19 protein-coding genes are annotated in these 20,362 nt (G+C 59.2%); 8 read left to right on the forward strand and 11 right to left on the reverse strand.

Annotated features, from left to right (window positions below; translation table 11 throughout):
* Positions 1-8: 8 nt before the first annotated feature.
* The 3 genes from PY650_RS03890 to PY650_RS03900 are packed head-to-tail and all read right to left on the reverse strand — an operon-like array spanning position 9 to position 2,096.
* A complete protein-coding gene (locus tag PY650_RS03890) occupies positions 9-785 on the reverse strand; it encodes an SDR family oxidoreductase (protein ID WP_285877736.1) in 777 nt (258 codons plus the stop codon).
* A gap of 21 nt (positions 786-806) precedes the next feature.
* Positions 807-1,670, reverse strand: coding sequence for a MurR/RpiR family transcriptional regulator (locus tag PY650_RS03895; protein ID WP_285877737.1), 864 nt, complete (start codon positions 1,668-1,670; stop codon positions 807-809).
* Positions 1,671-1,706: 36 nt separating this feature from the next.
* Positions 1,707-2,096 carry a RidA family protein gene (locus tag PY650_RS03900; RefSeq protein WP_285877738.1) on the reverse strand — a complete coding sequence of 130 codons (390 nt, stop codon included), beginning with the start codon at positions 2,094-2,096 and terminating at the stop codon, positions 1,707-1,709.
* A gap of 112 nt (positions 2,097-2,208) precedes the next feature.
* Here PY650_RS03900 and PY650_RS03905 point away from each other — a divergent pair, with 112 nt between their 5' ends.
* From PY650_RS03905 to PY650_RS03915, 3 genes are read left to right on the forward strand one after another with little or no spacing between them, the layout of a single operon-like run.
* Positions 2,209-2,694 carry a hypothetical protein gene (locus PY650_RS03905; RefSeq protein ID WP_285877739.1) on the forward strand — a complete coding sequence of 162 codons (486 nt, stop codon included), beginning with the start codon at positions 2,209-2,211 and terminating at the stop codon, positions 2,692-2,694.
* A gap of 11 nt (positions 2,695-2,705) precedes the next feature.
* Positions 2,706-4,196 (forward strand): M81 family metallopeptidase, encoded by a 1,491-nt coding sequence (locus tag PY650_RS03910; RefSeq protein WP_285877740.1) that lies wholly within the window; start codon positions 2,706-2,708, stop codon positions 4,194-4,196.
* Position 4,197: 1 nt separating this feature from the next.
* On the forward strand, positions 4,198-5,301 hold the full coding sequence (locus PY650_RS03915; RefSeq protein WP_285877741.1) for a D-TA family PLP-dependent enzyme: 1,104 nt from the start codon (positions 4,198-4,200) through the stop codon (positions 5,299-5,301).
* An 85-nt stretch (positions 5,302-5,386) separates the two neighbouring features.
* Here the strand turns inward: PY650_RS03915 and PY650_RS03920 are convergent, their stop codons facing one another.
* From PY650_RS03920 to PY650_RS03945, 6 genes are all read right to left on the reverse strand, one after another.
* Positions 5,387-6,544 carry an ABC transporter ATP-binding protein gene (locus tag PY650_RS03920; protein WP_285877742.1) on the reverse strand — a complete coding sequence of 386 codons (1,158 nt, stop codon included), beginning with the start codon at positions 6,542-6,544 and terminating at the stop codon, positions 5,387-5,389.
* 85 nt (positions 6,545-6,629) lie between these two features.
* Positions 6,630-7,859 (reverse strand): ABC transporter substrate-binding protein, encoded by a 1,230-nt coding sequence (locus PY650_RS03925; RefSeq protein WP_285877743.1) that lies wholly within the window; start codon positions 7,857-7,859, stop codon positions 6,630-6,632.
* Between the two features lie 34 nt (positions 7,860-7,893).
* Positions 7,894-8,751 (reverse strand): carbohydrate ABC transporter permease, encoded by an 858-nt coding sequence (locus tag PY650_RS03930; RefSeq protein WP_285869186.1) that lies wholly within the window; start codon positions 8,749-8,751, stop codon positions 7,894-7,896.
* Positions 8,748-9,632 (reverse strand): carbohydrate ABC transporter permease, encoded by an 885-nt coding sequence (locus PY650_RS03935; RefSeq protein WP_285877744.1) that lies wholly within the window; start codon positions 9,630-9,632, stop codon positions 8,748-8,750. Before PY650_RS03935 ends, PY650_RS03930 begins: the two co-directional genes overlap by 4 nt.
* A gap of 13 nt (positions 9,633-9,645) precedes the next feature.
* Positions 9,646-10,806 (reverse strand): Gfo/Idh/MocA family protein, encoded by a 1,161-nt coding sequence (locus PY650_RS03940; RefSeq protein ID WP_285877745.1) that lies wholly within the window; start codon positions 10,804-10,806, stop codon positions 9,646-9,648.
* Positions 10,807-10,995: 189 nt separating this feature from the next.
* Positions 10,996-11,328, reverse strand: a complete 333-nt coding sequence (locus tag PY650_RS03945) for a hypothetical protein (protein ID WP_285877746.1) — start codon at positions 11,326-11,328, stop codon at positions 10,996-10,998.
* Positions 11,329-11,607: 279 nt separating this feature from the next.
* On the opposite strand from PY650_RS03945, the gene PY650_RS03950 reads away from it, so the two are divergent.
* Positions 11,608-12,459 (forward strand): glycosyltransferase family 25 protein, encoded by an 852-nt coding sequence (locus PY650_RS03950; protein WP_285877747.1) that lies wholly within the window; start codon positions 11,608-11,610, stop codon positions 12,457-12,459.
* A 30-nt stretch (positions 12,460-12,489) separates the two neighbouring features.
* Here PY650_RS03950 and PY650_RS03955 read toward each other — a convergent pair whose 3' ends face one another.
* Together PY650_RS03955 and PY650_RS03960 are read right to left on the reverse strand one after the other, a co-directional pair.
* A complete protein-coding gene (locus PY650_RS03955) occupies positions 12,490-14,472 on the reverse strand; it encodes a polysaccharide biosynthesis protein (RefSeq protein ID WP_285877748.1) in 1,983 nt (660 codons plus the stop codon).
* Positions 14,473-14,687: 215 nt separating this feature from the next.
* A complete protein-coding gene (locus PY650_RS03960; protein WP_285877749.1) occupies positions 14,688-16,364 on the reverse strand; it encodes a GumC family protein in 1,677 nt (558 codons plus the stop codon).
* 209 nt (positions 16,365-16,573) lie between these two features.
* On the opposite strand from PY650_RS03960, the gene PY650_RS03965 reads away from it, so the two are divergent.
* The 4 genes from PY650_RS03965 to PY650_RS03980 all read left to right on the forward strand — a co-directional run.
* Complete coding sequence (locus tag PY650_RS03965; protein WP_432761485.1) at positions 16,574-17,650, forward strand: glycoside hydrolase family 5 protein; 1,077 nt, start codon at positions 16,574-16,576, stop codon at positions 17,648-17,650.
* A gap of 93 nt (positions 17,651-17,743) precedes the next feature.
* Positions 17,744-18,988 carry a hypothetical protein gene (locus tag PY650_RS03970; protein ID WP_285877750.1) on the forward strand — a complete coding sequence of 415 codons (1,245 nt, stop codon included), beginning with the start codon at positions 17,744-17,746 and terminating at the stop codon, positions 18,986-18,988.
* Positions 18,989-19,026: 38 nt separating this feature from the next.
* The gene (locus tag PY650_RS03975) at positions 19,027-20,049 is read left to right on the forward strand and encodes an acyltransferase family protein (RefSeq protein WP_285877751.1); all 1,023 of its coding nucleotides are present in this window, start codon (positions 19,027-19,029) and stop codon (positions 20,047-20,049) included.
* Between the two features lie 193 nt (positions 20,050-20,242).
* Positions 20,243-20,362 (forward strand): ACT domain-containing protein (locus PY650_RS03980; protein ID WP_285877763.1); only part of this gene is annotated, 120 nt, incomplete at its 3' end.

Raw genomic sequence — 20,362 nt, forward strand, 5'->3', positions numbered from 1 at the left:
ACAAGCGTTCAGTAATGATCGGACTGTGAAAATGTGTGGGCGGGCTCGGCTTGCCCGGCTGTCAGGCCGCAATCGACCGGCAGGCAGACGCCGGTGATGGCGCTGGCAAGCGGGCCGGCGAGAAACGCCACGGCGTTCGCGACGTCGGCCGGATCGACAACGCGCTGCAGCGGATACCAGCGGCGAGCCTCTTCGAAGACATTCGGATTGGCGTTCGCGCGAGCCTCCCAAGCCTGTGTGCGCACCGTGCCCGGCGCAACAGCATTGGCGCGGATGCCGAACTTGCCATATTCGACCGCGACCAGCCGGGTAAAATGCAAGAGCCCGGCTTTGGCGGCGCTATAGGCGGGATGGCCGAAGACGGCCATGCCGTTGACCGAGGCAATGTTGATCAGCGATCCCTTCGACGCCTTCAGCATATGCTCCACAGCGCGGAAACAGAGGAAGGCGGCTTCGAGATTGAGGGCGTTGTCGGTGCGCCAGATATCCGGTGTCGTATCGTGCAGACTGGCGGCGCGGGCCGCTCCCGCGTTATTGACCAGGGTCTTGACCGCGCCCAGCCCCGCGGCAACCTTCGCCATCTCGGTAGTGTCGTTCTCGCAGGTGACATCGGCTTTCAGGGCAACGAAACGTTCCGCCGGTCCCAGCTCCTCCGCAGCCTTTCGAACAGCTGATGCGTCGATATCGACCAGCAGGACAACATCGTGATCATCCGCCAGGCGCCGGGCAATAGCGCGGCCGATATCTCCGGCGGCTCCGGTAACGATAGCGACGGATCCAGTCATGCTTCTACCCTCTGATGCGTTCTAGTCCCCGAGAAGTTGGCGGTCGTCGCCGTCGCGATGGGTCACGAGCTGCTGCTTGATGCGGCGCAGCGTTACCGTCGCTTGCGGCTGAATGCGGTAGGCGACAAGGCTGGCAAGGATGTCCACGACCGCGAGATAGGCGATGCGCGTCGATGTTGGGCGATAGATATTGTTCCCTTCCGGCAAGTCGACGGACACGGTGACCTCGGCGGCAAGCGCCACCGGGCTCTGGCTTTGCGTCAGCGCAATCGTCGGCACCTTGGCTTCGCGAGCGAGCATGAAGGCCCGCACCAGCTCGGCATTGCGGCCAGACAGCGACGAACCGATCAGCACATCCGTCGGCTTGGCGGCAGCGGCCATCATCAACTGCATGCTGTGATCGGAACTGGCGGTAACGCGAAGGCCGAGGCGGAAAAGCCGGTTCTGCAGCTCACTGGCGATCATTGACGAATTGCCGCCGGAGCCGAAGGCGTAGATCATCTCGGCGCCAGCCAGCCTGTTCGACGCCTGCTCTATAGCGGAAATATCCAGCCCGCGATGCAACAGGAATAGCGCATTCTGCGCCTTGGTGATGATGTCCTGCGCCACATCCGCCGGCGCGATGCTTTTCGACTCGGGCTTGAAGTAGCGCATGCCGACATAGGCGGTGCGGGCAAGCTGCACCTTGAAATCGGAAAAGCTCTCGCAGCCGAGGCGGCGGCAGAAGCGGGTCACGGTCGGCGGCGAAACATCCGCCTTTGCTGCGAGCTCGACGATGGAGGCGTTGACCGCAAATTCGAAGTCGTTGAGGACGATGTCGGCGATGCGGTTTTCCGACTGCGACAACCGCCCCCTCTCCTCCTGCATGGTCGTGAAAATATCCACGGACGTCTCCTCTAGCGCATGTTGCCTTTTGCCGTCCTAGGCTTCCGGCGTCTTATACGCGATGCAATCGATCTCCACCTTGCAATCCACCATCATCGACGACTGCAGGCAGGCGCGCGCAGGCGGATGCGCGCCGAAGTAGTCCTGGTGGATCTTGTTGAAGTTCCAGAATTCGCGGGGATCGTCGAGCCAGACGCCGACGCGGACCTCATGTTCAACGTCGTAGCTCGCCTCGTGGAGAATTGCGATGAGATTGCCGATTGCCTTATGGGTCTGTGCGACGATGCCGCCATCGATGATCTCGCCGTCCTCCATGGCAACCTGGCCGGAAACATGGAGCCAGCCATTGGCTTCGACAGCGCGCGCAAAGGGCAGCGGCTTGCCGCCTGCACCCGTCTCGCCAGCGCCACAACGTTTGATGGACATTCTCGAATCCTGCAAATTATTTTCTTGATACGTTGACAAATGACCATAGAAAGCAGAATTTGGCCAGTGAAAATCGCAGTTTATGAAAAGAATTTCAATACTGGCTGACACAATGCGCGATCCCTTTAGAAATCCCTTCCCTGCCGACGATGCCGCCCGACGTGCGATCTGGGAGATGCTTGTGCCGCGCGACATCGACGCCTTTCTCGCCGCCGACTGGTCGTTGGTATCGGACGATTTCGTGGAAGACGGCTTTATCGGTATCGATGGCCGCCGCGAGGTCAGTCCCGACAAATGGCGCCTCGCCTTCCCGACGCTTAGCGCCTATCGCGATGAATGGTTGCGACAAGCGCGCGACTTCGCTGGCCAATCCTTTGCAGAAGACCCGCGCACCAAAATCTTTACCACGACGACGCTGGAAGATATCGAGATCGAAGGCGAGATGGCGCTGGTGCGCAAGAAATTCGATGGCAGCCTGAAGAAGGCGGACGGCGGCGTTGATGTGCTGAAATGGCAGACGCTTTATTATTGCCGCCTGCATGAAGGCCGCTGGAAGATTTCCGGCTTTACCGGTTACCTTCCGAACCCCATGGAATAGAGGCGACGGAGTTGCGCATTTTTACCGCGGTGCTCGCGACAGAGACGAACACGTTTTCTCCGATCTGCGTCGATCGGCGCGCCTTCGAGGCTTCCCTCTATGCGCCGCCGGGCACACATCCGGAGACGCCGACGCTCTGTTCGGCGCCGATTACTGTGGGCCGGCGGGTGACCGCGGAAAAAGGCTGGGAACTGATCGAGGGCACGGCCGCCTGGGCGGACCCGGCCGGCCTGGTCAACCGTAGGACCTATGAGGATCTGCGTGACGAAACCCTCGACCAACTTCGAGCCGCTGTGCCGGTCGACGCCGTCGTACTCGGCCTGCATGGCGCGATGGTCGCCGACGGCTATGAAGACACCGAGGGCGATTTTCTCACCCGAGTCCGCCGGATCGTTGGGCCGGACATCCTTGTCTGCGCCGAACTCGATCCACACAGCCATCTGACGAAAAAACGCCTCGCGGCAGCGAATTTCTTCGTCTATTTCAAAGAGTTCCCGCATACGGACTTCGTCGATCGTGCCGAAGACCTCTGGCGCATCGCCGTCGACACGCTGGAGGGCCGCGCAAAGCCGGTCATGTCCGTCTTTGATTGCCGGATGATCGACGTCTTTCCGACCTCGCGAGAGCCGATGCGCTCCTTCGTCGACAAGATCATGACGATCGAGAAAAGGGATGCGGATATCCTGTCTATCTCCGTAATCCATGGCTTCATGGCAGGCGACGTGCCGGAAATGGGCACGAAGCTGCTGGTCGTCACCGATAATAAGCCGGACAAGGGTTCGGCTCTCGCCCGCGAACTCGGCTTGGAGCTCTTCTCCAAGCGCGGTACCTTCATCATGCCTCAGATCGACGAAAAGCAGGCTGTGGCCGAGGCCATGGCTGCCTGGTCGGGGGCAGCACGTTCGGCTCCAGTTGTCATTGCCGATGTTTGGGACAATCCCGGCGGCGGCACGGCGGGCGATGCGACGGTTATCCTCGAGGCGTTGCTGGCCCAAGGTGCGCGCGACACGGCGATCGGCACGATCTGGGACCCGATGGCGGTGCAGATCTGTATGGCGGCCGGCGAAGGCGCGGAAATTCCGCTGCGGTTCGGGGCAAAATCGGCGCCGGGTACCGGCAATCCCGTCGATGGGATCGTCAAGGTCGTGCGCCTCGTCGCCAATGCCGAAATGCGCTTCGGCGAAAGTTTCGCCCCCTTCGGCGATGCCGCGCATATCGAGCTCAACGGCATCGACATCATTCTCAATTCAACGCGCGCCCAAAGCTTCGATCCGAGCCTTTTCTCCGCAATGGGCATCGACCCCACGCGCAAGAAGATCCTGGTGATCAAGTCCACCAATCACTTCTACGCCTCCTTTTCCAAGATCGCGTCACAAATCCTTTACTGTTCGGCCGGAACGCCTTATCCGAACAATCCGGCGCGCACGCCCTATCGCCGCGCGCCGAAGGACATCTGGCCGATGGTTGCCGACCCGCACGCGGCAAAAGAGGGAGTTGCCTGATATGACACGTGATATCGTCTCTGAAATCAGCCCCAAGCCTGGCGACCGCATTGACGATCTCTCGACCCCGCGCCCGATCATCGACGAAGACCGCATGACGGCGAATATCACGCGCGTGCAATCCTATATGGACGCGCACGGGCTCAACTTCCGGCCACATATCAAGACGCACAAAATTCCCGCGCTGGCGAGCGCCCAAGTGGCGGCAGGCGCCAAGGGGATCAATTGTCAGAAGATCACCGAAGCCGAAGTGTTTGCCGACGCCGGCTTCGAAGATATCCTCATCACTTTCAACATCATCGGTCCCGAAAAGCTCGTGCGCCTCGCAGCCCTGAACAATTGTATCGCCGGACTGAAAGTGGTCGCCGACAGCACCGCTACGGTCAATGGCTTGTCAGCCCATTTCGCGACCGGCAAAGCTCTCACCGTGCTGGTTGAGTGCGATACCGGCGGCGGGCGCTGCGGCGTGCAATTGCCGCAAGAGGCAGCTGCACTGGCCAGACACATTGTCGGCAAGCGCGGCCTGACTTTCGGCGGCCTGATGACCTATCCGAAGCCGAACAGCGCCGCCGCCATACAAGCCTTTCTGGCGGAGACCATCACTCTTCTGAAGCGTGACGGCATCGAATGCCCGATCGTCAGTAGCGGCGGCACGCCGAGCCTTTACGAGGCGCATCTGGTTACGGCGGCTAACGAGCACCGTGCCGGGACCTATATCTATAATGATCGCTCCATGGTGCGCGCAGGCCATTGCGGCGAGGACGATTGCGCCATGCACATCCTTGCGACCGTCGTCTCGTGTCCCACGCCGGACCGCGCCGTCATCGATGCAGGTTCTAAGGCACTAACCTCGGACCTTCTCGGCTTTTCAGACTATGGCGCCGTGGTCGGCTATCCGGAAGCCGTCATCACAAACCTCTCGGAAGAGCATGGGGTGATCGACCTTTCGAAATGCAGCGGGTCGCGTCCAGCGATCGGCGACAAGATCCTCATCATCCCCAACCACACCTGCGTCGTCTCCAACCTCTTCGACCGCATGGTGTTTCACCGCGACGGCATCGTGACCCGCGTTGAGGATGTCGCCGCACGCGGGCTGGTCTGGTAGGTCACGACCATCCTTTCTCCCCTTGGAGAGAAGGTGCCAGAAGGGCTGATGAGGGGCGGCGCTTTAGCGCCCCGTCAAATCTGCGCTACGCGCGACCTTCCTCCCACTTGGAGGAGGGTGTGCTCAACCACTCCATATCGATATCTGTCAAGTCCACCTTGCGTTCGAAAGCCATGCCATTCTCATCGAAAAGATGGCAGTCGGCGACGTGAAAGCCTGTGACCAGCGGCACGTCCGTGCGGATGGCAACGCTCCCCGGCAGCGTAGCACAAAAATTCTCGCCGCTATAACGTTCTAGCGCCGCATAAGCGACCGTCTGCGCGCCCAGCCGCTCGATCACGGTCGGCATGACTGTCAGGGATATATCGCCGGCGCCGAGCTGCACATGCTCCGGCCTGATGCCAAGCGTCAGCTTTTTGCCGACAGCGCCGTCTTGCGGCCTCACCGGCAGCAGCGCCGTCTGGCCCTTGTACTCCACCTCGACGCCTGCCTCGGTGACGCCCTTGCACGTCACCGGCAGGAAATTCATCTTGGGATTGCCGATGAAACTGGCGACGAATTTATTTGCCGGCTTATGATAAAGTTCCAGCGGCTCGCCAGTCTGAGCGATTTCGCCGGCGTTGAGGACAACGATCCGGTCGGCCATGGTCATTGCCTCGACCTGATCGTGGGTCACGTAGATCATCGTCGCCTGCAATTGATGGTGCAGCTTGGCAAGCTCGATACGCATGTCGGCGCGCAGGGCCGCGTCCAGGTTCGACAACGGCTCGTCGAACAGGAAGATCTTCGGCTCACGGACGATCGCCCGGCCGATGGCGACGCGCTGGCGCTGGCCGCCCGACAGCATGCCGGGCTTTTGCTGCAGGCGCTGGTCGAGATGGAGGATTTGGGCGGCGCGCTCCACCCTGGCTTTGAGTTTGTCTTCCGCCATTCTCTCGACGCGCAAGGGAAAGGCGATATTCTCGAACACCGTCATATGCGGATAAAGGGCATAGGACTGGAACACCATGGCGATGCCGCGCTTAACCGGCGGCAGGTCGTTGACGCGCACACCGTCGATGATGATGTCGCCGCCGGTGACATCGTCGAGTCCGGCGATCATCCGCAGCAAAGTCGACTTGCCGCAACCGGAGGGACCGACGAAAACGACGAACTCGCCGTCGGTTACGTCAAGCTCAACGCCTTTGATGACTTCGAAGTGGCCGTAAAATTTCTTGACCTGCTTAAGGTGAAGCTGTCCCAAAAATCTGTCTCCGCGCGGCGCCGCCATAAGGCGGGCGGGGCTCAAAAGGCCGCGCGCATTGCGCGCGGCCCGGCGATTTGCAGGCCTATTTATACTGCTCGAGATCCACGGCTGCCTTCTGCAAGGCATCCGCCGGCTGGGCCTTGCCGGTCACAACGGACTGGACCATCTCGATCATGACATTCTGGAAGCCCTTATAATCCTTGAACAGCGGCTCAGGGCCACCGTAGCTGATGCCGTCGATGAACGGCTTCCAGAAGGGATCCTTCTTCTCGAACTCGTCGACCAACGGAGACGGACGCAGAGGCGTCAGGCCGGCGCCGCCTTGAAGTTCATATTCGGCCTGCGGACCGGGAGAGGTGATGAACTTCGCGAACTCGATCGCCTTGTCCTCAACGCCAGTGCCTTTGAAAACAGCAAGACTATCGGTGATGAGCAGCGTGCCCTGGCCCTTGGCCGAAGGACCGAGCGGGAGCGGTGCGACGCCCCAGTTGATCTTCGTATCCTTCAGGCGATAGGCAGCGCCCGATCCAGCCTGGAGCATGCCGACCTTGCCGTCCAGAAAGATAGCGCGCATTTCGTTCTGCTCATAAGCCGTGGCGCCTTCGACGGAATAGGGGGTGATATCCTTATAGGCCTGAAGGGCCGCCAGCACTTCCGGGCTATCGAGGACGATCTTGTCACCGTCGATCACCTTGCCGTTGTTCGTGTAAACCCAGTGCAGGAACTGGTGCATTGTGTTGTCGAACGTCTTGGCCGATAAGCCGTAGCCGGGAATTCCGGTCTTTTCCTTGATCACCTTGGCGTCAGCGATTTCCTCGGCCCAGGTGGTCGGCGGCTTTTCCGGATCGAGACCCGCCTGCTTGAAGAGGTCCTTGTTCCAATAAAGCGCTTTGGTCGAGAAGGCGATCGGCACGCCCCACTGCTGTCCGTCGGAGGTTACGGTATCGACAATATTCGGATAGTAGCTCTTCTTTTCCTCATCCGTCATCGGGATCGGAACGATGAGATCGTTTTCCGCGAACTGCTTCAGCGTACGCGAGCCGACATAGGCCATGGCGACCGGGGTACCGGCCGCAGCCAGCGTCGTTGCCTTGTCCTGGCACTGCTCCCAGCCGACGACTTCCGGCTTCACTGCCCAGCCCGGATTCTTGTCTTCCCATTGCTTGATATATTTCACATGGATGGGATCGATGCTGTCGCCGCAATAGATCCAGTTGATTTCCTTGTCGGCGGCTTGGGCATTCACGGCGCCAAGCGCGGTGGAGCCGAGCAAAGCAAAGGCAAGCAGCCCCGTTTTGAATTGGAATTTCACGTTTAAGCTCCCGTTCTCTGGTGGTTAATTGATTTTATTGCTTCACCGCGCCAGCAGTCAGACCGCTGACGAGATACCGTTGCAGGAAGAAGATCACGACCAGGGCCGGCGCGATGCCTACGAAGCTTGCCGCCATGAGTTCGTTCCAGACTACCTCTTGCCGGCCGAAATAAGCGAACAACCCAACCGGCAGCGGCATGTATTCGGACTTGGAATTGAAGGTGAGCGCATAGATGAATTGCTGCGCGTAGGCGCCGATGAAAGTGGTAATGGCGACGACGGTGATGCCTGGCATGGCGATCGGCAGGATGACGCGGCGCAACGTATAGAAATGGCTGGCGCCATCGACAAAGGCCGCCTCGTCGAGCTCCTTCGGAATGCGCATCATATAGGTACGCAGCAACCAGATGGCGGAGGGAATGAGGAAGGCGACACCCGGCACGATCATCGCAAAATAAGTGTTGAGCACGCCCATGCTGCGCATCAGCCGGAAAAGCGGAATCAGCAACACGGCACCGGAAAACATGTTGACTGCCAGGAAGGCGCCGAGCAGCACGCCGCTGCCCCTGAAATCGAAGCGGGCGAAGGCATAGGCGGCCGGCACGACGAGCACCAGCACAACCGCCGTGACGATAGTGGAAATGAAGAAGGAATTGAAGATATAGCGGCCGAAGCCCGGCACGCTGATCCACATGGTGCGGTAGGCTTCGAAGGAGCCGTTTTCCGGCCAGAAGCGATAAGGCGACGAAAAAAGCAGTGAGAGCGGCTTCAACGACACCAGGAAGCCCTCGACGAAGGGCGCCAATACGAAGGTCAGGAACACCAGGATGCCGGCATAGATGCCGATCAATTCGTACCATTTGTAGCGGTTGATCATCGCCGGATGGCTCATCGGTTATCCCCCGTGGCAAAGCGACTGGTGGTGCGAAAATAGGCGAGGCAGAACAGCGACAGGAAAATGCAAATCAACACCGCGCGAGCCGCACCCTCGCCATACTTGTAAGAGCCGATCGCGGTGCGATAGGTATCGATGATCATTGTCGTCGTCTCGCCGTCCGGGCCGCCGCGCGTCAGGATCCAGATGATGTCGAAGGAATTGAAGGTGGCGATCAGCGACAGCATCGACATGGTGATCAGCGACGGCACCAGGAGCGGCAGTGTGATGCGGCGAAAGCGATAGGCCCGTCCAGCACCATCTGTCCACGCGGCCTCATAAAGATCCTGTGGGATCGCCTGCATGGCGGCGAGCATATAGAGCGTCACCAACGGCACGCCGATCCATACGTCGGTGATGATCGTCGCCCAGAAGGCCGTGCTGCCATAAGCCAAAAAAGCAACCGGACCGCTGACGAGGCCAAGATTCTGCAGGACGCCGGAAATCATGCCGAACTGGCCGTTATACATCCAGCCCCACATGAAGATACCGATCGCCATCGGCACGATCCAGGGCGGCATGGTCAGCACCCGAAAGAGCGAGCGACCGGGGACCGCCGAATTCAGCATCATCGCCCCGAAAGTGCCGATGATCATTTTGATCGACACCGAAAAGAACGTCCAGACGAAGGTCCGGATGATCACCGAGGCGAAAGTGGCGTTGAAAATCTTCTCATAGTTGTCGAAGCCGACCCAGTTCGTCACCTTCTTCAGCGAGGCGTCGGTGAAGGATAGGATAACGGTGTCGATCAAAGGATAGGCGACGATGACGACGACATAGAGAACGGCCGGAAGAAGCAGGATCCAGGCGAAGATGACTGTGCTTCGGTGAACACCCATCTTGCGCCTCCCTCTAAGCGGCTCGCGATTGCAGCGCTTCGTCGAACCTGTCCCAGATCGGGCGCAGGTCCACGACCGCCCTCTTCATTCGCGCCTCATCCATAGACAGTGCCAAGATGCCGGCTTCCAGCGCGTTCAGGGTCGACACCGGCAAATCCTGACCTGACTTTACGTGTGCTATGACATCGGCAGCCATCTGTTCGTCGGCGCCGTAATGCTGGGAAAGCGCCGTCTGTGTCGCGTATTTCTTCTCGATCACCCTATTGCCCGTCAGCATTTCATGAACATTGAGGTAGCCGCGAATAAAATCGCCCTCAGCCATGCCCCGCGAACCCATGATGGCGAAACGACGGAATTGGTCTGGCACGTTCAGATTGGTGTGAAAATTCATACCGACGCCATTGGCATATTCGATGATTGCGACCTGATAATCGATGATGTCGCCATCGCTGTCGAAAACCTTGTCCGAGCCCATCCAACCGCTGGGCTTGCGATGGAATAGTTCAAGGTCGTTGATCCCTTCCCTGGCGGGATCGTTTGCCGGAATGAAGCTCTTTCGGCCGCCAAAGCTCGCGACCCGCTCCGGACGCGCTCCGACCACCCCATTGTAGAGATCGAGGTCATGGCAACATTTCTCCAGCATGAAACTGCCAGAATAGTGCTCGTAACGGCGCCAATCACGCATGAAGAAAGCACCATGGTAGGGCTCAATGTGCTCGGCGGCTTCGATCGAAACGACGTGACCCAGCTTTCCCGCGGCCTGCGCGGCCAGGAGATCGCGGTACATCGGCGAATAACGCAGCACGAGGCCAACCATCAGCCGCTCGTGACCATATGTGGCCATCAGATGCGCGAGCTCAATGCTTTGCTCAATGGTCGAGACGATCGGCTTCTCGCAGAAGATCTTCAGGCCGGCCTCAAGCCCGAGACGAATGTGATCGAGATGCATATGATTTGGCGAGCCGATCATCAGCAGGTCGAGCTTTTCGCTGGCGATCAGGTCCTGGGGAGAAGCATAGGCCTTGCCGGCCGAAATACCCTTTTCGATCAGGCCGGGCAGGCCCGCTGGCTCCGGATCGACATAGCCCGCGATCTCGAAGCTGTCATGGATCGCTTTGAAAACATAGCCTAGGTACCCCAGACGGAATCCGAGGCCAATAATCCCCACTCGCATACCGGTATCGTTCCCACTACGTAATTTATTTTCGTCAGCTTGAGGCAATTTTTCGCATTCGTCAACGAGCTTCGGCAAAATAGTCGAATATATGAAATTTATTTTCAGAGTGACGCATGACGACGCTTCCAGGTAGGCCTTTTGGGATCCGGGCTCTTCGTCGCTTGATTTCTGTAAGTATCGCCGCGCTTATCTGTTCGGGCCGTTATATTGCCAATATTGATAGTTCGGCTTGCTGCTGCCTTCGGAGATGACGCCGTTCTGTTCGCAGATATAGCCGAGCCGCGGCATATTGCGATAGAAGATGCCGTCGTGGAAGCCACGTATCCGCATGGTGGTCGTGCGGCACTCAAATTTTTCGTCGGCTGCCATCTTCGGCTCGGTCACGCCTGGAAGGTCTTTGTAGGGATAGACCGGGCGGACATAGGGCTTAGGAAGCACCGGATTGCCTGCAAAACTCTGTGTGGGCAAGACGCATGCGAGAAGCAACGCGGCAATGACGATTTTCGGTCTGGTCCACATGGATTCTTAGGGTCCTTCCGACGCGAGCGCAACGATGATGCGTCGCATATTCCAGATATAATGGCGCTCGCGCAGAGCGCCAACAGAAGCGTCGGAAAATCACGCTCTAAAACGGATGGCGCCGCAAACGCCAATCTGTTCACAGTAAATTACGCTAACGAAAAGGCTTTTACTTGAGCGTACATTGCAAGCGTGCAATCTGAGTTTGCGAAAAGTAAGAAGCTTGTTATATATTAGCGGCGCTATCGCCCTGGTTTATCGTCGTCGGAATTTCAATTTGTGGGAGTAAAGGTGATTCTCGAGCGGGCTGATCGGATCATCCAATGCGCGGAGATACCTAGCGCCGACATTCTGGCACTGCATGTCCGCATTTACGTCATCAATCTCGACCGCTCGCCCGAGCGCTGGGAAAGATTGCGTGGGCAGGCTGCCCAATATGGGCTCAGCGTCACTCGAATTCCCGCCATTGATGGCAGCGCGATTCCGGAAAGCGACCGTGTCGATTTCCATCCGCGGCAATTCGTCTATCATAACGGGCGCAAATTGTTGTCGGGCGAGTATGGCTGCTATCGCAGCCATCTGCTTGCGTTAGAGCAATTTGTCGCAAGTGGCGACAAAATGGCGATCATCATGGAGGATGACGTCGAGCTCAACCATCGGCTGATACCGCGGGCACTCGCCGCCATGGATAGTGTCTGTGGTGCGCGTTTAGTGAAGCTCGTCAATCACCGTCTGGTCGGCTTCAAGCCGCTATCCGAAACCGCCGAAAAAGACGTTGTCGGCCGCTGCATGCACGGGCCGCAGGGGTCGGCCGCGTGCTATATCGTCAACCGCAAAGCTGCGAAGAGGCTGCTGGTCTCACTGAAACCGATGCTTCTTCCTTACGATGTAGCGCTTGAGCGTGGCTGGTCGACAGGGGTCGAAACCTTCGCCACTCTTGAAAACCTGGCGGATTTCAGTCCATTCCGCGCCGATACGACGATCGGCAAGCGCGCACACTACCGCGCCGCGAAGCGGCATTTTCTGCTGCGGGCCACGGCGCACTGGTTCCGCACTTGCGATCAGCTCCGTCGCTGGGCCTATGCTGTGAAGGCCAAACCCCAGTCGGTCGTAGGGAGCGCCGAAGGCTGAGGCGTTCGGCTTAATGGAATTGCCCTAAGGCTACAGCCCCGCAACACTACCGAAATTCGGCGTATCAACGATGAGATCCACCTCGCGCTCGCGGAAAACGAGGTCGACCACTTCACCGCTGGGCGTGTAACCGGACACGAGCTTCTGCAAGAGCGTTCTTGCAAGCGGTATATCATTTTCTTCGAGCGCGGCTTCGAGGGCTGCGAGCCTTTTTGACAGCTCCGCCCAGGGCAGGAAATCTTCCTTGGCTCGCATGATGCGCGGATGGCTCGTGGCCTGCGGATTGTCGCCGATCAGCAGCTCTTCGTAGAGCTTTTCGCCCGGCCTCAGGCCGGTGATCTCCAGTTCGATGTCCCCCTCCGGCTCGTCGTCATCCTTCACGGTCAGGCCAGACAATTCCACCATGCGACGGGCGAGAGCGGCGATGCGCACCGGTTCGCCCATATCGAGCAGGAAGACGTCGCCACCGCCGGACATGGCGCCGGCCTGGATGACGAGCTGCGATGCCTCGGGGATCGTCATGAAATAGCGGGTGATGTCCGGATGCGTCAGTGTGATCGGCCCGCCGTCGCGGATCTGCTGGCGGAAGAGCGGCACGACGGAGCCCGATGAGCCGAGCACGTTACCGAAACGCACCATGGCGAAATTCGTGCCGCCGGCACCGGGCTTGCGGTCCGCGTCCATGGCCTGAAGCACCATCTCCGCCAACCGCTTGCTGGCGCCCATGATATTGGTGGGACGCACGGCCTTGTCCGTGCTGATCAGCACGAAATCCTCGACGCCGCAGTCGCGCGCCGCCTCAGCGGTCGTCAGCGTTCCCAGCACATTGTTGCGAATGCCTTCAACGGGATTGTATTCGACGAGCGGTACATGCTTGTAGGCGGCAGCATGGTAGACCGTCTTCGGCCGCCATGCCTCCATAATCTGCCTGAGCCGCCGACCATCGCGGATGGACGCCAGAAATGGAATGATGCGGATATCGCCATCTCCGGCGGTTGCCGCCGATTTTTCCAGCTCGCCGTGAATAGCGTATAGCCCGAATTCATTCTGCTCCACCAGCAGCAGGCAGGACGGGCCGTTCTTCAGGATCTGGCGGCAGAGTTCGCTGCCGATAGAACCGCCAGCACCGGTCACCATCACAACCTTGCCACGGATGTTCTTATCGATTAGCCCTTGATCGGGCGCAATGACGTTGCGGCCGAGCAGGTCTTCGATATCGAGTTCGCGAAGGTCGGAGACAGCGACACGTCCCTGCGCAAGCGCCGTCAGGTCCGGCATGGTGCGCACGGTAACGCGGGCCTTGCGCATGTCTTCAAGGATCTCGTTGCGGCGCTGCCGCGTGGCGTTCGGCAGGGCAAGCAGCACGCCTCTGATCTCGCTCGATACGCTCAAGGCAGGCAAATCGGCGGGATCGTAGATCGGCAGGCCGCCCATAATGCTGCCATGCAGATGCCTGTCGTCGTCGAGGTAACCAACCACATTGAGTTCGGCGCTGTTGGCGAGCGCGCCGGCGAGTTGCCGGCCGGAGGCGCCGGCGCCATAGATCAGCACCTTGGCGAGCTTGTTGCGGTTCAACAGCCGCTGATAGGCATTGCCAAGCCAGTAGCGCGTCCACATGCGCGACAGGCCGATGGCGATCAGCAGCAGCAGCGGCTGCAGGATGCCAACCGTACGCGGGACGCCGGGTACGCTGATCGCGGTAAAAATGGTCATGAAGGCAAGCGCGTAGATTGCCACCGCCTTGACCACCGTCATGAAGGCCGACATGCCCGCGTAGCGAAAAATTGCGCGATAAAGGCCAAGGACAATGAAGATCGGAATGGCGACGAGGAGCGAAACGATCGCCGGGAGCCACTCCACGCCCTCCAGAATCACCCAGTCATCCAAGCGGAGGCAATAGGCAAACCAGACGGTCAGCACGCACAGGCTGGAATCGACGATCAGCGCCAGTGCGCGTTTGGTCGAACGCGGTAGCGCCAGGAACGGTAGGACGAGCTTATCCGCGGGTACCATGGGTCAGTTTCCCCTGGCGCCAGTCAACGGAATAGCATACCCCTTCTCTCGCATAAATTGTCCCACTACATATTACACGACACAGCATGATTGTCTTTATGCATTCATTAGGAAAATGCAATCACTCTCTGCAGCCAATCGCTTTTAAAACAGCTGACGCGCAATTGCATCCCCGATCTTGAAAGAGCCACCGACCGCACATGGGGCGGCCGGGATCACTTTCCAAGATAGCCGCGGACCACGGGATGCCGGAACAGGCCGGAGAGGATGGCAAATGCTGCGCCGAGGCCTATGCCGAACACGGCGCCGGCGATCAATCCGGCCACCATCATCACCTTCCGGCTCGGTCCGTCCGCCGTCAGCGGCGGTTCGGCCTCGGAGATGACACGGATATTGCTCTGTGACAAATCCTGCGCGTCGCTCGTCTGACCGGAACGCTTCAGCAGCGTCTCGTAGACCTCTCGGGCAGCGGCGGCCTTGCGCTGCAATTCATTGAGCGCAACCAGCTTGCCCGACGTATTGACCTGCGATGCCTTCTGCACCGCCAGTTCCTTGGCAATATCCTGCTCAGCCTTCTGGGCTTGCTCGTAATCGGCACGGGCCGAGGTCGTCTGCCTCCGCAGTTCACTGCGAATTTCGGTGGCGAGGCTGTCGAGCGAGGATTTGGCCGCGAGCAGCCGGGGGTGACGGGCGCCGAGTTGGCTTTGCAGGCTGCCGACTGCGGCGGCGAGCGTCGCATACTGCTGACGCAGACTGCCGAGTGATGCGGACGTCACCGTCGTCGTCGAAGAGCCGTTCGAAACGACGTCCTCGAAGCTCAGCTTATCGGCGGCATCTGTGCGCGCCTTTGCCTCGATAGTCTTTTGCTCGGCGGTCAACAGCATGTCGTTCAACGCGGTCAGGCGCTTGTCGGAAATCAGATTGCCTTCGACGGCGACCATATCGTTGTCGGCACGGTAGGTCTCGACTGCTTTTTCAGCGGCAAGCACCTGACGGCGCATATCTTCCAGCCTACCATCGAGGGCGGTATTACTGGTCTGATAGCTGTTCGCTGCAGCCTTGCTCTCTTCCTCCATGAAGGAGGTGACAAGCTGGTTGGCGATCTTGGCCGACTTTTGCGGATCGCGCGTCGTCACCTTCACTGTCACGACATAGGTGCTTGCCTCGCGGGCAATCTGCGCGGCTTTCGCCAGCGTCGCGGTCGCCACGAATTTTGCCGCATCGCCGGTGGCGCCGCCGTTGAATTGCGGATCCTGATCAAGCTTCAATGCATCGACGACCCGGCCAAGCACCTTGCCAGAGGAAAGGATCTGGGTCTGGCTGTCGATCATCGTCAGGATCAGTTCCGGCGCGGTGGGAGCGGCCTGGGGGCCATCGGAGCCTCCCACTTGGCGAGGGTCGAAATAGAGGCTGGTTTCGGCCGTGAATTTCTGCGGCAGCAGCGGGATGAGTGCGGCGCCGAGCACCGCCCCGACCGCCGCAAGCGCAAGAACCAGCAGCTTCTTCGCCCAGATCGACCGGACGGCGGAGCGCAAGTCAAGTAGCGGCGCATCGTTCGCGGCCATCGGTGCCTGCGAAACCGCTTGCGGCGCGGCGACGACTGCCGGTTGCGGCGCGACGACGACTGCCGGCTCGACTATCGAGGGTGCCGCGACAACAACAGGCTCAACGATTGGCTCGATCTCGCGATGCACCTCGCCACGGCTGTGGATTGCCTGCTCTACTGAACTAGCTGGTTCCTCGGCCACAACGGGCCTGACCTCATGGACAAAGTCCCTTGGGCGTACCACCGGGCTGCGCAGGCGCAAGTCCCCACGCTGTCCTTCGGACGGCTCGGTGCTGCGCCAACCCGGAAGTTGGCCCGGTCGCTTGCTTCGTTCCAATGAGCTCATGTCAGACTTTCATGCGGTCCGCCGGCAGGTCCTGCCCGCAGATGCCCGGAGTTTAGAAATGTTTGGCTAACGGAACATTAAGGACGTTCCCAGGAAGTCCCATGGCAAACGGCGGCAGAAGGCCCGCCAAGTTCGTCTCTTCATCAATATTCAACGGGCAAGCCTCTACGAAACGGGCTCACTGGCGACGGGGAAGAACAGGAGCTTGCATGACCCCACTCGTTAAGAGATTGCTGCGCCGATCGCTCGCCGCAATGGTTTTGTTCGCCTCCGCCGCAAAGGCCGATGCCGGATTTGCCGCTGAGCTCTGCTATCGAGGGATCAATCTCTCCGGCGCCGAATATGGCGATCGCAGCGGCGTGCTCGGTACCAACTATACCTACCCATCGGAAGGCACGGTACGCTATTTCGGCAATAAGGACATGAATGTCGTCCGCTTGCCCTTCCGCTGGGAGCGGCTGCAGCCGGTGCTGGGACAATCCCTCGATGGCGAAGAGCTGCAGCGGCTCAAGGATGCCGTCGACCTCATTCAAAGGAACGGTATGGCGGTGATCCTCGATCCGCATAATTTCGGCTATTACGACAAGGGCCAGCTGACGCAGGCGCCGGCGACCACTCGCGCCTTCGGTGACTTCTGGGCCCGCCTCGCAGTCGAATTCGCCAATCAGAAGGGTGTGCTCTTCGGCCTGATGAACGAGCCGCACGATATCAAGCCCCCCGACTGGCTGGAGGCAGCCAATACAGCCATCCGCAGCATTCGCACGGTTGGCGCCCGTAACCTCATTCTTGTGCCCGGCACGAATTGGACCGGCGCATCGAGCTGGGCGACCGATAAGCTCGGCGGCGGCGCAAACGACACCGTCATGCTTGGCGTCAAGGACCCTCTGGATTTCTACGCATTCGAGTTTCACCAGTATCTCGATGCCGACAGCTCCGGTACGCATTCCGTTTGCGACGGCACCGACCAGGCCAACCAAGGCCTGACCGATGTCACGTCCTGGCTGCGCAAGAACGGGAAGCGCGGTTTTCTCGGCGAATTCGGTGTGGCGGCAAACGAGCCCTGCCTCGACGGGCTGAAACAGGTTTTCGACGTGATGGCGGACAATAGCGACGTGTGGCTCGGCTGGACCTATTGGGCCGCCGGTGACTGGTGGCCACCGCAGGAGCCATTGAACGTGCAACCGCATGGCGGCAAGGACCGGCCGCAGATGAAGGTGATCACCGCCGCCGCCGGCAAGAAGACGCCGCTTGCGCCGGCCTGCGCCAGCGTCAAGCCAGCAGGCTGATCGGTCGAAACGGACGGGCGGATAGCGCTTTGTGGCGAATCACGGCGCTGCTATGGTTACGCCGGCCGATGGATGCGGCAGCCTGGACATTTGATGAAAAGCCTCACGGACCAACAGCGCATCGATTACCCGATCCTGGCGATCACGCTGTTTTCGGTGCTCTACAACTGCATCCTCGCCTATATCAACCACAACATCATGCCGCTTTCCGTCTCACATGTCGTGCTCTGCGAAGGCATTATGATGCTCTCCAGTGTCGCCTATCTGTTGAAAAGGGGCATCTATGAGGAGGATCTGCCGATCTTCCTGTATCTGATATTCACTCTGGTCGTCACGGTCTATGTCACCGTCCTGAACCGCGTGCCCTTCATCGACCAGTTCCGCAACGTGCTGATCATCGTCGCCTTCGCCGGTATCGGCAGTTGGGCGAGCGAGCAGACGGTGAAACTGGCGTTCCGCATCGGCTGTTTCTTCGTGCTGCTGTTCCTGGTTTGCGAGATTATCAGCACGCCCTTCTATGTCAGCCTGTTCCATCCCGGCCAATATTTCGAGAATACCCGCGGCATCAAGCAGGCAAGCTTCAACAATACCGGCCTCTTTGCCAATGCGCTCGGTTTCGAGGGGCGCTTTTCCTTCGGGCTTATCAACCACCGTTCCTCATCCATTTTTCTGGAGCAGGTATCGCTCGCCAATTTCTGCGGCGTCATCGTCATCTATCTGCTCTCGTTCTGGCCGAAGCTCGGCAGGATCGAGAAAGCGCTGTTCGTCTCGACGGTGGTGCTGATCCTGCTCACCAACGATACGCGCACGATGCTGATCTTCTCCTGCGTTAGCATCATCGGCTATTTCGCCTTCCCGAAAATACCGAAAGCCTTCGATCTCATTTTGATGCCGCTGATTATCCTGATCGGCTTCTTCGTGCATTTCATGAAGCCGGAGGAAGTGGGCGACAATTTCACCGGCCGTGTCGGCGTCACGATTAAGAAGATGTTGGATCTCGATTTCCAGGCGATCCTCGGCCTGGATATTACGCGCATCGGGGAATTCGCCGACAGCGGTTATGTCTACCTCATCTACGGGTCCACGATCTTTGGCCTGATCATGTTCTGGCTGTTTGTCTGCCTTTATCCTGCCGGCACAACGCCTGCACAAAGACGTTGCGCTCATTCACTCTCTCTTTTCATTTTTCTGAATATGATGATCGGCGGCACGGCGATTTTTTCCATCAAGATCGCCGGGCTGCTCTGGCTGCTGATCGGTTATATGCGCGTTTCTGAAAAGCCGCGTACCGCCCGGGCGCAGCCGGCAAATGTGGATGGCAGCAGAGTGCCGGGCTGACCTTGCCTTGCGTCGGCCGCGGCCGCATGAGGATCGGGATGCTTGTTCAGTTGCAGTATCTGCGCGCCATCGCCGCGTTGATGGTCGTCTATTTTCATTCCGTGCTGCAGGTGCAGAAAGTCAATTCCGGCTTCGACTCGCAATTCCATCTTTTCGGCGAGACCGGCGTCGACATCTTCTTCGTATTGAGCGGCTTCGTCATGTGGCTGACGACAGCGGGCCGCGAAATGCGCCCGCTCGATTTCTATCGTCGCCGCATCCAGCGCATCGTGCCGCTTTATTGGCTGGCGACACTGTTTTCCGCCGCCGTCGCGCTCATTGCGCCGTCGATCCTCAAATCGACCGTGTTCAACATTCCGCACCTTGTGGCTTCCCTGCTGTTCCTGCCCTGGCGCAATGCCGCCGATCCCGAGCTCGTCGCACCCGTCGTCATCCCCGGCTGGACGCTGAACTACGAGATGTTCTTCTATCTCGTCTTCGGCCTGTTGCTGCTCGTGCGTGAAAAATGGCGTCTCTATGCTCTCTTCGGGACGATGACGGCTGTCATCCTCACCTGCCGCCTGTTGCCGGTGACGACGGCCACCACGGTCTATGGCGACCCGATCATCTATGAATTCCTGGCAGGCGTCGTCCTCGCCAAGCTTTACCTCGAAAAAGTGCTGCTGCCGCAGGCCGTCGCTTGGCCCGCCCTGGTGGTTGGATTCGCCTTCCTGCTGATCAATGAAACGCTCTGCGATGCCAGCATGCGCGCTTATATGTGGGGCATTCCGGCCGTCGTCATTCTCTGCTCGGCCGTCTCGATCGATTTTTCCAAGCGGCCGGTCATCGGCTGGCTCAGCTATCTGGGTGACGCGTCCTACAGCATCTACATCACCCATGCCTTTACGCTGGCACTCATACGTGTCGTCTGCGGCGTACTGAAGATCGATATCGTGACGCATGGATCGGTCTTCGTCAGCGCCTGCATCGTCGGTTCGGCGATCGGCGGCGCGATCGTCCATGAGCTCACGACACCCAGCCGCTGGGGGAAATGGAAAAAGAAGCAGGCGGCCATCGCCTGAATTGTTTCTCATCGATCTACAGCTGCTTTCACTCAGAACGACGGGGATACGCGGCTGAAAGGCGCAATGGGAACGGAATTTTCCGCCACCTATCTTAAGCTCAGTCGCCAGGAATGGACGGGGAGGTTTCCCCTCAAGTTCGATTGCTATATGCGAGCGGCGAAACGACGAGCCGCCTTACGAGGGAAGAGACATGAAGAGCTATGTTCTACGGGTATCCTGCAAATCGACGCGCGGGATCGTTGCGGCGATAGCGAATTATCTGGCCGATCAAGGTTGCAACATCGTCGACTCCAGCCAGTTCGACGATCTC

Origin of the sequence: Martinezella calliandrae (assembly GCF_030272695.1) — a bacterium.
In the GTDB taxonomy this organism is placed as follows: domain Bacteria; phylum Pseudomonadota; class Alphaproteobacteria; order Rhizobiales; family Rhizobiaceae; genus Rhizobium; species Rhizobium calliandrae.